This window comes from Agrobacterium tumefaciens, assembly GCA_025560025.1.
GTDB lineage: Bacteria > Pseudomonadota > Alphaproteobacteria > Rhizobiales > Rhizobiaceae > Agrobacterium.
Window position 1 is genome coordinate 43,780 of sequence record CP048487.1, and the last position, 12,541, is coordinate 56,320.

Consider the following 12,541-nt stretch of genomic DNA (forward strand, 5'->3'; position numbering starts at 1 on the left):
TGGCCCCACCCAATCGCCCTGTTTACCAACAATTAACAACCACAGGGGATTTGGACCAGCGTTTCCAGATATGGTTAACGCCCCGGCTGAGTTACGATCCGTTGACGTTTGGTCTCGCACGCCGGGGCGTTCGACACTTTTTCGATGCGGCAACATCCAATTGTGATGTCCAGGATTTTTGGTAATCTTGACCGCTTTGAGGCGTTTGCCGCGCTTCTCGACAAAATCGGCGAGCTCTCCAATGATGTCGTATTGCGACGATCGGGAATGCGACGATTGTGCGCCATCACCACAGCTCTTGCGCAGGGGTCAAAATATAATATCTTCAAGTTTATTGGGTCTTCTGCGAGCCTGCCAGCAGACATTTCAGCATTCGACGAGTACCCATGAGATGGAAGAATATCCCCACGCCGATGATGGCGCAACGAACGAAGCCCGTCTGCAGCGGCGGCTGACACAATTGAAAGGAGCGCAGCCGGGATATGAAGCTGCGGCTTTCCTTGCGGCAATCGTCGAATCGTCCGAGGACGCCATCATCAGCAAATCGTTGCAAGGGATCATTACCACCTGGAACCTGAGCGCGGAGCGGCTGTTCGGCTATTCAGCTGACGAAGCAGTGGGACGACCAATTACCATGCTGATCCCGGAGGATCGTCTGGACGAAGAGCCTGCGATCCTTGCAAGGATCAACGCGGGAGAGCGTGTCGATCATTTCGAGACAGTCCGCCGTCGCAAGGACGGCACCCTCATTGACATTTCCCTCACGATCTCACCCATCCGGGCCGGTGACGGCACGATCATCGGCGCGTCCAAGATCGCCCGTGACATCTCTGAGCGGAAACGTGCAGCAGAACATCAGGATATGCTGCTCCGGGAGATGCATCATCGGGTAAAAAATCTTTTTACGATCACCGGCAGCATTATAACTCTGGCCGCACGCACGGCGCAGACGCCTGCTGAACTCGCCGACGGCATGAAGAACCGTTTGATTGCTTTATCGCATGCTCACCAGCTGACCTTGCCCAGCTTCAGCGGCGGCGAATCCCCATCGGAACGATCCACGACCCTCTTTAATCTCCTGTCGAACCTGCTTTCTCCGTTTGCAGACAAAGACGCCGGGCGATGGCATCTGCATGGCGAGGACCCGCACATCAGTGCGGAACGCGTGACAAGTCTTGCGCTGCTGTTTCACGAGTATGCTACCAACGCAGTGAAATACGGTGCTCTTTCTGCGGCGGACGGACAACTGGATGTGACGGTGACGTCAGAGCCGGACTGTTTCGAGATCGCATGGCAGGAATCGAACGCGAGAGCCGCAACAGCCGGGCAGGCCGAGAAAACTGGCTTTGGAACGACCCTCGAAAAGATGTTGGTGCAGAGCCTGAATGCCCGGGTATCGAGAGAGTGGCAACCGCGCGGACTTCTGATTAAGCTCACTCTTCCGCGCGACCTGTTTGCGCTTGCAACCGAGACATAAGCCGGGAACGAACGCGTTCCACGAAATATGATCCTGCGGGAAGCGATCAGGGTAGCCTACCGCAGGCGCGCAATCGAGGACGTCACGGTCGGCGCATCGCTGAACGGGCCGATCGCGAACATGCACACAAGCCGAAACCGTCAGCCCGCTACAGCGGCCGCGGCCCGGACGTTACCTGCCGATTGATGGCCGATCAAGTCAGCGTAAAATCCTCCCATTTCCACCAGGTCGTGATGCGCTCCTCGCTCTACGATCCGACCATCGCGCATAACAAGAATTTCGTCGGCAGCCCGAATGGTCGAAAGACGATGAGCGATGATGATTGTCATTCGATCAACCATCAGCTCATCGAGAGCCCTGCGAACATGCGCCTCACTGGCTGCATCGAGATGGGACGTTGCCTCATCGAGGATGAGGACCGGAGCGTTTTTGAGGAATGCCCGCGCGATGGAAATCCGCTGTCTCTGCCCACTGGATAGAGGTCTCGTTTCGTTTCTATGGCAAGCGACGCGGTTTTGCCGTTGCTGTTATCCGAGCGTCATACTTCGGCTCTACGAGTGAACAATGCATCGTCATCTCTTTGTGTTGTTCCTGCTTGCGCTCACCCAGATCACCGGTTGGGGCATGGTGAGTATCCTGCCTGTGATCGCGACAACGGTCGCGAAAGAATTCCGAACCTCGCTGCCGATGGTCTTCGTGGGGACGTCTTTGATGTTCGTCACGATGGGGCTCGCCGCCCCTTGGACGGGCCGCGCATTTCGCATGTTTGGAGCACGTTCAGTCATGGCAGTGGGCGCAGGCCTGATCGGGGCAGGGCTTAGCCTCCTGGCTTTGATGCCGAGCCTTTCGCTATTCTGGGCTGCTTGGGTATTGATCGGGATGGCAGGCTCGATGTTTCTGACACCATCGGCTTATGCTTATATTGCGGATTACGCAGAGGATCGGGCGCGCAGTCTCATTGGCACATTAATGCTGGTGACGGGTCTTGCGGGCAGCGTCTTCTGGCCCGTTACCGCATTTCTCGAGAGTGGAGTTGGCTGGCGTGCAACAGTTCTAATCTATGCCGGTATCATGGCTTTTGTCGTCTGCCCGCTCGTTCTAATCGGCCTGCCGGCGACTGGAACAGCGACCGTGCCTGCCACCAGCGCAAGAAGTGCTCGCAAGGGCCCTGTCTTCGCCCTTCTCGTGACCGCCATCGCTTTGAACAGCTTCGTGACGTTTGGCATTGAAGCGGTAGGCATCCAACTCTTGCAGGCGACCGGAATGGAACTTGCCAGAGCCGTCGCGGTTGCCTCGCTTTTGGGGGTCTTTAAGGTCGGCGGGCGCGTGATTGACCTCCTCGGCGGAAATCGATGGGACGGGCTGTCCACCGGGATCGTGTCCGGCGCAATGATACCCATCGGTCTTGCGGTAATGTGGATTGGCGGTCAAGGCATCCTGTCTGTGGCTGGCTTTCTCGTGATCTACGGCGTAGGGAGCGGGGCTTTCGCTGTTGCCCGAGCGACAATGCCGCTCGTCTTCTTTGAGAAATCCGACTATGCCGCCGCAATGGCTACTATTGCCTTGCCGATGAACCTGATCAACGCACTGGCACCGCCGGTACTGGCTGCGCTGATGGCGGGGACCGGAGCGCATCCGGTCCTTGCGGTTCTTGGAGCTCTGAGCACGATGGCCTTTCTCGTTTTGTGGCAATTGAATCGCAAGCGGTCGTGGAGTGCAATCGCTGGGTCATTGTGGCCGACGCACTTTTGTTTCAACCTCCATAATGCCGCAAGCGGGGAGGTGAGCATCTGCAACAATAGAGATTGTCCAGATCTGGACGGGGTAGAGAAGGCGGCATCCGGTCAGGCAATCAAGCGTTCCAAATTTTTTAAATTCTTATTGAAACCGATAATCTCAGAGAGATTTTGAATGAGCCAGGAACCAGACAACCCGCGTTGGCAGTCCGTGCCGGATCGACCTACAGGGACCATTCTGCACTTTCGAAAAGACGGAAACCCACGCAAATGTTATGACGAAACCCATGGAAATCTGCGGGGGAGAACGAAGATGCGTCGATTGTCTGAACAGGATAGCTCCCTCTATTTGCGACGTTGCAGTCAGGTGCTCAACATCCTGTCAAACGCAAAAAGACTGGAGGTCGTGCTGACATTGCTCAAAGGCGAGCGGAGCGTGACGCAGTTGGCGCACCAGATCGATCTGTCGCAATCGGCGCTTTCGCAGCATCTTGCAAAAATGCGAGAGGCGGGCGTCGTGGAAACAAGACGCCACGGACTTGTTGTCTATTATCGCATCGCGATGCCGGGGGTCAGCGGGCTACTGGAAGAGGTCAAGCAATTCCTTGAAGCAAACCCTGAAAAAGGGTGATGCCTATATGCGCGCGGGATGCTTTCTTGCCTGCGCGCGACTGGTCCCCGATGCTTACCGCTTCATTCATGACAAGGCCTAGCTGGCGGCAAGACACGCCGTAACGCGCCATTCTTCATCGCGCAGGCGTGCCAAGTTCTCATCCAATTCGCTCAGCCTCATCATATGGGCTGTGATCTGCAATGAGATGATGTGTCGATCATCTATCGAGAAACGTTCCCACCTTTTGAGATTGTCGATGACCTCAATAAGGTCGAGACGTTCCTGTTCGAGCTTCTCCAAGTTCCAGATCATCGTAGCCGGCCTCCCGTTTCGACTTGCCTGAAACGTAGCATGGGCGGATCGGTTCAAACCGTTAGCATTTAGCGTAAATTTTATCTAAACTTTGCGGCCTGCTGCGGCTTTCCTGGACACCGAGTTATGGTGCTTCCAATCAAACTTAAACTTCAGAGTCCGCCAAGGGCCGAACGCAGACAACTCTAGCCGAGGCGCGCGAATGTCGCGTTACGCTTTGCGCCACCCCAGCGGACAGTCCCGCTCGCGGCCCCATTCCGGGCGTCTTAAATTGATTAAATACTTGAACTGCCTCGTTTATCTGCCGGCTTTCATCGAAAGCTATGGCGGGTCGGCGAAGGCGTGCGCTACCGGTTCTATATGTGATGGCCAACTTGATCTGAAGGCTGACGGGAAAGTCGGCTTCGGTCCCCTTGGTGCCCGCCGCGTCACCGAGATCGGCCTCCAGGTGCTCTTCCTTTTCCCTTTGGCGAGCCGAAACGCGGAATCTGCTAATCTGGCCGTAGCGCCGAGTCGATTAACTGCCTTCACGAGATCGACGTCGCAATGTGGCTCTCGCCGCCATGCAGGTCGTTCGCGTTGAAGTAACTGAAAGCTGGCCTTCCGCTCCGCGAGGCGTCATCTCATCCACAGCGTCTGCAATTGGCGCGAACTGTGCATTATTTTGTATTCTCATGCCGTCGGGCCAGCCACGCCCCCCAAAACAGGCTCTCGAAGAACCGAAGTGGTTGCTTGAAACCTGCGCCGGTCAGTAATGAAATGACCTCGTCTTCCGATCGGGGTGGCTCCGCACCCTGCAGAATCTTGCCCATTTTAGCCTGCACCTCTTCGGGGCCGGCGCCGGTCATACGCCAGCGTGCTGCCCAGGCTGCCATGAGCAGGGGCTGCGACGCGTAAACCCGGTAATTTCCCGCGACAATCAGGGGTGCTTCGGGATATAGCCGCGCTGAAATCTGCGTCAGAATATCCTGCTTCGCGGCGTCCCCCGGTAAATGGTGCAGCACGCCGATCATAATTGCGGCGTCAAACGACGGGGCTCTATCCAGATCGGCGACCGCTCCGAGAACCGTCTCCACCCGGTCAGACACTTCTGCCTTGGCCAGATGTTCGCGTGCAAGGTCAAGCATCGGTGCAGAAGGATCGATGGCCACAAAGTCCCATTTCGACTCCAACCGTGCGGCGGCGATGATTTCGCCCGCCGTGCCGCCAGCCCCGACGACCAGAACCCGTGCCGCCTTTCCTTCACCCATGGCCGCCGACAGCATGCAAGCCGAAAGCTCGTGGCAGGCGTCATAGCCGGCCAGCGCGATCCGGCTCTGGCGTGCGTATTCCCCGGCACGGGAGGCGTCGAATTTGGCTGCGGAATTCTTTGTCATGCTGTCTCTTGTCCGTTTTCGGCGGCCTGGCGTGCTACGTCCAGAAAGGATACAAGATTTACGATCAGGAGAGGGAGGAAATACATGACTGAAAGTTCAAATACCGACCAAAAACATGATCGGCTGACGGCTTTCCTGAAAGCCTTTCAACTGGGCGCCTTACGTCGCGATTCCGCTGAAGCAGCGAACCTCCTCATCGTCGATACCCATGGCGCAGGCGCACCGACTCATCTGCTTTATCGCGCCAGATCCACGGCGTCGCTGCCGGATGGCGCGGCTATGTGCGCTGGTGCCGCAGTGGATTTTGGCGGCAGTGCCAATCCGTTGATCGGTGCGCTGCCTGACGAATTGTGGTTTTCACTGGCCGACGAACCGAAATTGGGTGGCTTGTGCGAACTGATGGTGGCCGAAGTCGAGGTTGCCCGCTGTGGTGGCGGCACCATCGAGGAGCGGCTATGCGAGATCATCGTCGTGCTCGCGATCCGCAAGGCGATAGCGATCGGAACGGTCGATGCGGGATTACTGGCAGGTCTAGCGCATCCCCAACTGCATCCCAGCCTCGTCGCCATACATGACAATCCCGCGCGAAATTGGCAGATTGCGGACCTTGCCGCCATAGCGGGCATGTCGCGCGGACAATTTATTTCCACCTTCACGCAAATCGTTGACCAGCCGCCGATCGCCTACCTCAATGGCTGGCGCCTGGCGCTGGGACGAGCCAAACTGCGAGCCGGACGGAGTGTCAAATCGGTCGCCGCCGAAGTCGGCTTCGGCAGCGCCGCCGCATTTTCCCGTGCTTATTCCCGCAAGTTCGGTTCCCCCCCGTCCAGAGCAAAATTCAAGCCGGCGGTTCGCGAACATGGAAACTGGAAAGCTTGATTAGACTTTTCCGGGCGAGTGGATGCAATTGCGCGTGTTCATAGCGCCTTCCATGTTCAGGGTTGGTCGGTGACGAAGATCGTCCGATATCCGCATGTCTCCCGCAATACCATCCGCCAAAATTTACGCTACGATGAGGCGAGCTTCCTTATCTGAGCGGTAACCTCTTCGCGGTCGCAGACGCTTATTCACGGTCCCCGGCTGGATGAAGGGATTGGCGTCGACCTTGGCCGCTGGCCGAAACTCACAGCCTACATGCGGCGCATCGAGGTTCGGTCTTCGGTCACGGCGGCGCTGGAACGGGAAACCGTAGTCGCGTCTGTAGCGTAAGTAACTGCCTTTCAGAATAGTGAGAAATCGGGACGTGTGCCGGCCGCCCTTTGCGGGGAGTGGGGCTTGGACGCCGAGGCTTTAACAATCGCTTTCGGTTCGATGAATTCCAAGAGCATCGGACAAGCGTGACGTAATCGTTTTCATTACGTCGGGCGCGCTTCTATCGACGCCATAGACGAACCCAGGAAAATCCAGTGTATTCTGGATTGCCCAAATGGCTTCGTGCTGATCCGGCGACAGAATTTGCGCGGGGTCACCGACAGCCACCCAACCAATCGGCACGGTCGAGCCTGCTTCCAACCGCGTTCGCAGGTGCACGGTTCCGTTGATGCGGACTTCCGACCCATGTCCGATCTGCGCCCCGTGAAACACAGCGGCTCCGGTGGCGACAAAAACTTCGGCGTCGATTTGGGCGCCAACCACATGGCTGTTCGGACCAACGATGCAGTGGTCCCCAACGGTGCAGTCATGCCGGCTGGTGGCGCGGATGACCGCATTCTCGAAGACGATGCAGTTGCGTCCGATGCGGATGGAGCCGCCGGCTTCCGCCACCAGGCGAGCGCCATGCATGATCCTGCTACCTGCATCAATAGCAACATCACCACAGACCGTCGCGTCCTTAGCAACCCAGGCATCCGGATCGATTGATGGCAACCGTTCTTCGTACGACAAAATCATGGTTCTTGAACTCCTGCCTCTATTCTGGCCACTACGACGATGCGCGTACAGTTTCGAGATGCCAGACCTTGGCAACGATCCGCCAACCGTCAACGCCCTTCACGAAGCAAAGATGGTCGACGAAGACATTCGCGTGAATTCGCAACCTCACCTTCACAGTCGCTGCGGCTGGCGAAAGCCAATCAATCAGGATGATCTCGTCTTCGCGATCCTGCGCGCGGCTTGCGGGGGATTCACGCTTTGCGATCACTTGGCGGTAGTCGGCAATAGGGTCGACCGTAATGACGCCTTCGTCTGCATCGAACAGGCTGCAGGCCGGATGAAAGACGCGGTCGAAAAGCACGAGATCGCAGGCGTAGAGGGCATCGAAATAGGTCTGTATGGCGTTTAGCAGCTCGGTACCGCGGTTCATTGCGCTTCCTCCGTCGTTTGTTGGCGAGTGACCGTGTCGCACGCCAACAAGCCGAGTTGCCAGTGGCAGGATTGCCAGATAAGACGGCATTCATGCCAAAAAACGAGATACCATCCTTTCCTCCAAACAGGCGTGTCGTCAGCCTCGTCTATGACGGCCTCTGTACCTTTGAGTTCGGAATCACGGCCGAGGTTTTTGGACTGCATCGCCCGGAGGCAGGACCAGACTGGTATCAGTTCAAATCGGTCTCGCTGGAGGATCTGGTTCTTCATGCCTGTGGTGGCCTGACGGTCTCAGCGACAGGCACTGAAGCCGATCTGCATCAGGCCGGAACGATCATCGTTCCCGGCTGGCGCGGACCCGATGCGCCTGTGCCCGATCAGATCTGCGACGCCCTGGTTCGCGCTCATCGGGGCGGCGCCCGGATCATCTCCATCTGTGGAGGTGCTTACGTGCTCGCAGCCGCCGGTCTGCTCGATGGCCGACGTGCCACAACGCATTGGCGTTTCGCCGAGGACCTGGCCCGCCGCTATCCAGCTATCGAAATCGACGCGAGCTGTCTCTATGTCGATGAGGGGGACATTCTGACTTCGGCGGGCAGCTCTGCAGGCATCGATCTGTGCCTGCATATCGTCCGGGCGGATTTCGGGGCGGAACTTGCCAATACGGTGGCGCGTCGTCTGGTGATGTATAGCCATCGCCAGGGTGGACAATCCCAGTTCATCGAACGCCCCGTGCCATTGAGGCGAGAGGCTGACCGCCTGTCATCGATCCTCGATCACATTCTGGCCAACCTTCAAGATCCGCACACAATCAGTTCACTTGCCCGCCACGTCGGTATGAGCGAGCGTACTTTTCAGCGTCGCTTTCAGTCCCTGACCGGTTTATCCCCGCTCAAATGGATCCTGAGGGAGCGGCTGGAGCAAGCCCGCATCCTGCTGGAAACCAGCTCTACCGCACCCGATGAGATCGCCAGAGTGACTGGGCTTGGAAGCGCCGAAAACCTGAGGCTTCAGTTCGGTCGATGTTACGGGGTCAGCCCCGTGGCTTACCGCAATCGTTTTGCCTTACGGTCAGCAGGTGACCAGATGCGCCTCAACGGCGCCAATCAAATTTCTCCAATTTAGTTGGGGTGAATACCGTCCCCCGGGACTGCACGATTCATGCGACAAGAAACGCGCCGCGAATATGTGGTCCGACGGTCGCTTCCGACGAACCCGCCGGGGTTTGCTGTGCTGCCACTTTCGGAGGCGGCATGCGTGTGCCAACGGCGAACAAGATGGCGCTGAGACCCGCAAAACCGGCAAACAGCAGGAACATGCCGGCTCCGCCAAAAGCACCAAGCATGGCGCCGCCGAGTGTCGGTCCGATGAAGTTGCCGACGGTCGAGAACGAATGAGCGCCAAAATAGCTGCCTCGGTTTCGGTCGTTCGCAATTCCGTCGACCAGCATGTATTCGCAGGGCACAACCAGGATCTCTCCAATTGTGAAGACGACCATTGAGACCGCGAGACCCCAAAACCCGGCGGCGCTCATGAACCCGATTTCACCCAAGGCAAACAAAGTGCACCCGATCACAAGGCCATGGATTGCGCCTACGCGTTCAATGAACCGGCGGGCGAACGGATTTCCGATCAGGACAGCGGCACCATTGATTGAAACGAGATAGGCGTAAATTTCCATGCCTCCGGCGACATGGCTGGTGAGGTACGGGGCAAGCGTCGCTGACCATTGGCCATAAACCGCCATCAGCAGGATGCCGCCGCCGACAAAGAAGGTCAGCCGCGGATCGCGGATCGCAGCCCTAAGGCTCTCCAGCAACGGGACGGGTGCGTTCGCCTGAGGAACGACGTCACCTTGATGGATGGGCACGTGCAACAGGTGCAAGGCTACGGCGAACGCCACATAGACAGCGCCTGCAATGATGAAAAGAGTGGTGGAGGCCGCGCCCGCAGCTATGCCGATCAATGGGCCTATGGCCCAGCCCGCATTCGTCGCAGTGTAGCGCCATGAGAAATATTTGAGGCGCAGTGGTTGCGGGCACACGTCGCTCATCAGCGCGCGCGATATCGGCTCATAGATCGCGAGCGCGACCGCGGCGACGATCTGGGCAACGCAAAAGGCGATGACGGTTTCCGCCAATCCCATAACGATCAGCGCAAGCGCCATGGAAAGCAGGGTAAGCGTCAGCATGGTCCTGCGGCCCACCCTGTCCGACAGGGAGCCTGCGAAAGGAGCTGCGACAGCGCCCACCAGGGGACCGATCCCCAGTAGCGCACCGATAGCGGCAGGACCGAGCCCGAACGACTGTTGCAGCTTGATGGCCAGGAACGATAGCGTCATTGCACGTGCGATGGTCACCAGTCCTGATCCCGTAACCAGAAACAGGACGTAGTTCAGTCGTTGTCTTTCCTGCTTCATTGCATCCTCATCAACTTCATCGTCGGGGCGGTATAACCGCATTCGCGAAACTTCCGGTCTCTTAAATCAAATGAAACATCGATTTTTGCAACGTAGAGCGCTGCGACCTGCCATGTCGCGAATTCAGTCAAATGATGCGCTTTTCAGGAGAGAAACGCGTCGCGAGCGAGATGAGCAGGCAGATGCCGACAGCCATCATGACCCAGGCCTGTGACAAGTCATCTGAATGGCCGCGCAGCCAGCCGGCTGCAAAGGGCATGATGCTTGCGATAATGTAGCCGCCGCCCTGGACGAAGGCCAAGAGCCGGCCGGCACTCGCCGGTTCGTCAGCGTGATCGAGCGTCACGATCAACGACAGAGGAAACAGCGCGCCGATCCCCAGTCCAAGCAGGATCATCGCGGAAAGTGCCATGGTCAGCGGCATGATGATGAGGCAGATCAGGCCCCCGAGAATGGCGAAAAGAGCGACGACCAGCGGTCCCCGACGATCAGGAAAGCGATTGATGAACGCCGAAACAGCAAGACCGGCGACAACCTCCATCAGCGTAAGACCCGCGAGCATATAGCCGGCAATATCTTCGCTGCGCCCCAGTTGAACATAGAAAGGTGGCAGCCATGCCAGGACAAGCGTATAGGCGCCCGTACCGACGCCAAAGAAGATAAGCAGGAGCCAGGCTTTGCCGCTTCGTGACGGGGACAGACCCACGGTTTGACGGGATGCCGTTCGCTGTAAGGAGGCATCCGAAGGCGATGCTCCTTGCCACAGAACAAGTGCGAGGAGAGCAGGCAGCCCCCAAAGTCCCAGCATTGCTTCCCAGCCTACGAAACGGGACAAGCCAGCCGCTGTCGCGGCTGCGAGCGTTGCGCCGCCCATGATGCCGGTTGAGTACAAGCCCATCACGCGCCCTGCGCCGGACGGGAATACCTGCTTGATGAACCCCGGCATCAACGCTTGAACGCCAGCAATGCCAAGACCGCATGCTGCCGCACTGGCAAGAAGCCCGGCGCTGGAAAACCAGAAGAGCCGCGCTATGCAGGCAAGAGCGATGATCGCCACTCCCAGAGCAATGCCGCGTCTATCCCCAATCCATTGCTGCAGGGAAGAGCCGGCGAGCGCCCCGAGACCCATCAGAAAAACCGGAAGGGTGGTTAGCGCGCCCGCGCCGGTCGATGTGAGGCCCGATGCAGCTTCAATCCGGTCGAGAACGGGGCCCAAAGCCGCAAGGGCCGGCCGCAAGTTCAGCGCAACGGCGACAACGGCGATTATCGAAAGGGTGTTCGAAGCGGAGGATGTTTCATAGCTTTTGCGTTGCACATCTTGATGTTTTAGCACTTTCTATATCTCTTTCTATTAAGAATCTTGACATCGAGATAAACTACATGGTTGAAAGCAGCAACAGGTTTGTGCGACCGCGTCGACGAGTTGCGTGCTTGCGCAGGATTAAAAACTAACGGCTGAACCGATGCTCAGAGAACAGAAAGCCAGATATGCCAGTTGGATCCGCGACCGGCCATGACAGTAGCTACCGGTACACGGTTGAATCATCGCGAACATTCTTAGAAGCGAGGCACGAACATGAGTGAGCCTATCAACGGCTTGGATCCCGCAGCCGCTGCAGCAGAACAGTGGCGGAGGGAACGACCTGACATTGATCCCTTTCCGATGGAGGTGCTCGGCCGTCTCGGAGAGATCACGCTGATCATCATGCGCGATCGTCTCATCCCCTTTTTTGCAGAGCATGGCCTACAAAGCGGGGAGTTCGACGTATTGGCAACATTGCGGCGCTCGGGTGCACCCTACGAACTCACCCCCACCCAGCTCTATGAATCCGCAATGCTCTCTTCAGGTGGAATGACGGCTCGTATAGATCGCCTTGAACGAGAGGGTTTGGCGGAGCGACGAAACCATCCGACCGATCGACGGGGTACACTGGTGGCTTTGACCCCCAAAGGTGTCTCGTTGATCGACGGGATCCTTGCGAAGCATGTCGAAAACGAGCGCCGGGCGCTGGCAGGATTAACAACGGCCGAGCAACATCAGTTCAACGCCCTTTCCATTAAGCTTCTTGCAGGCTTACGACATACAAAATTACGGTGAATGCGCCAGGAGCGGTTCTTCCGAAGGCATGCTGATGGGATGAGCCGCCTGCGAGGGGAACAAGCGCGCTATCAACTTTTGCGCGCGTCAGGGTTTCGCGGCCGAATCTACCCGGATGGTCAAACCCTTACCGGCTATCCATTCCAGCTATGCCCGATGCCAGCGCGTTCCCAGACCTGAACTTTGAACGTATTCGCAATAGTATG

13 protein-coding genes are annotated in these 12,541 nt (G+C 57.7%); 6 read left to right on the plus strand and 7 right to left on the minus strand.

The window, feature by feature from the left end; genetic code table 11:
* Positions 1–391: 391 nt before the first annotated feature.
* Positions 392–1,477 carry a PAS domain S-box protein gene (locus FY152_23815; protein ID UXS35208.1) on the plus strand — a complete coding sequence of 362 codons (1,086 nt, stop codon included), beginning with the start codon at positions 392–394 and terminating at the stop codon, positions 1,475–1,477.
* 140 nt (positions 1,478–1,617) lie between these two features.
* Here FY152_23815 and FY152_23820 read toward each other — a convergent pair whose 3' ends face one another.
* Positions 1,618–1,932 carry a hypothetical protein gene (locus tag FY152_23820; GenBank protein UXS35488.1) on the minus strand — a complete coding sequence of 105 codons (315 nt, stop codon included), beginning with the start codon at positions 1,930–1,932 and terminating at the stop codon, positions 1,618–1,620.
* A 109-nt stretch (positions 1,933–2,041) separates the two neighbouring features.
* Between FY152_23820 and FY152_23825 the strand changes: the two genes are divergently transcribed.
* Together FY152_23825 and FY152_23830 are read left to right on the plus strand one after the other, a co-directional pair.
* Positions 2,042–3,388, plus strand: a complete 1,347-nt coding sequence (locus tag FY152_23825; GenBank protein UXS35209.1) for an MFS transporter — start codon at positions 2,042–2,044, stop codon at positions 3,386–3,388.
* Positions 3,389–3,526: 138 nt separating this feature from the next.
* Positions 3,527–3,844, plus strand: a complete 318-nt coding sequence (locus FY152_23830) for a winged helix-turn-helix transcriptional regulator (protein ID UXS35489.1) — start codon at positions 3,527–3,529, stop codon at positions 3,842–3,844.
* A gap of 78 nt (positions 3,845–3,922) precedes the next feature.
* On the opposite strand, the gene FY152_23835 is transcribed toward FY152_23830, so the two are convergent.
* The gene (locus FY152_23835; GenBank protein ID UXS35210.1) at positions 3,923–4,138 is read right to left on the minus strand and encodes a hypothetical protein; all 216 of its coding nucleotides are present in this window, start codon (positions 4,136–4,138) and stop codon (positions 3,923–3,925) included.
* A 659-nt stretch (positions 4,139–4,797) separates the two neighbouring features.
* Positions 4,798–5,514 carry a class I SAM-dependent methyltransferase gene (locus FY152_23840; protein ID UXS35211.1) on the minus strand — a complete coding sequence of 239 codons (717 nt, stop codon included), beginning with the start codon at positions 5,512–5,514 and terminating at the stop codon, positions 4,798–4,800.
* 84 nt (positions 5,515–5,598) lie between these two features.
* Here FY152_23840 and FY152_23845 point away from each other — a divergent pair, with 84 nt between their 5' ends.
* Positions 5,599–6,393: an AraC family transcriptional regulator gene (locus tag FY152_23845; protein UXS35212.1), complete on the plus strand. Its 795-nt coding sequence runs from the start codon at positions 5,599–5,601 to the stop codon at positions 6,391–6,393.
* A 411-nt stretch (positions 6,394–6,804) separates the two neighbouring features.
* Here the strand turns inward: FY152_23845 and FY152_23850 are convergent, their stop codons facing one another.
* Together FY152_23850 and FY152_23855 are read right to left on the minus strand one after the other, a co-directional pair.
* Complete coding sequence (locus FY152_23850) at positions 6,805–7,404, minus strand: gamma carbonic anhydrase family protein (GenBank protein ID UXS35213.1); 600 nt, start codon at positions 7,402–7,404, stop codon at positions 6,805–6,807.
* A 31-nt stretch (positions 7,405–7,435) separates the two neighbouring features.
* Complete coding sequence (locus FY152_23855; protein ID UXS35214.1) at positions 7,436–7,816, minus strand: nuclear transport factor 2 family protein; 381 nt, start codon at positions 7,814–7,816, stop codon at positions 7,436–7,438.
* Between the two features lie 92 nt (positions 7,817–7,908).
* On the opposite strand from FY152_23855, the gene ftrA reads away from it, so the two are divergent.
* Positions 7,909–8,943, plus strand: coding sequence for a transcriptional regulator FtrA (gene ftrA, locus FY152_23860; GenBank protein ID UXS35215.1), 1,035 nt, complete (start codon positions 7,909–7,911; stop codon positions 8,941–8,943).
* Between the two features lie 34 nt (positions 8,944–8,977).
* On the opposite strand, the gene FY152_23865 is transcribed toward ftrA, so the two are convergent.
* Both FY152_23865 and FY152_23870 read right to left on the minus strand, forming a co-directional pair.
* On the minus strand, positions 8,978–10,237 hold the full coding sequence (locus FY152_23865) for an MFS transporter (GenBank protein ID UXS35216.1): 1,260 nt from the start codon (positions 10,235–10,237) through the stop codon (positions 8,978–8,980).
* Positions 10,238–10,364: 127 nt separating this feature from the next.
* Complete coding sequence (locus tag FY152_23870) at positions 10,365–11,504, minus strand: CynX/NimT family MFS transporter (GenBank protein ID UXS35490.1); 1,140 nt, start codon at positions 11,502–11,504, stop codon at positions 10,365–10,367.
* A gap of 309 nt (positions 11,505–11,813) precedes the next feature.
* Between FY152_23870 and FY152_23875 the strand changes: the two genes are divergently transcribed.
* Positions 11,814–12,335, plus strand: coding sequence for a MarR family transcriptional regulator (locus FY152_23875; protein UXS35217.1), 522 nt, complete (start codon positions 11,814–11,816; stop codon positions 12,333–12,335).
* Positions 12,336–12,541 lie beyond the last annotated feature (206 nt).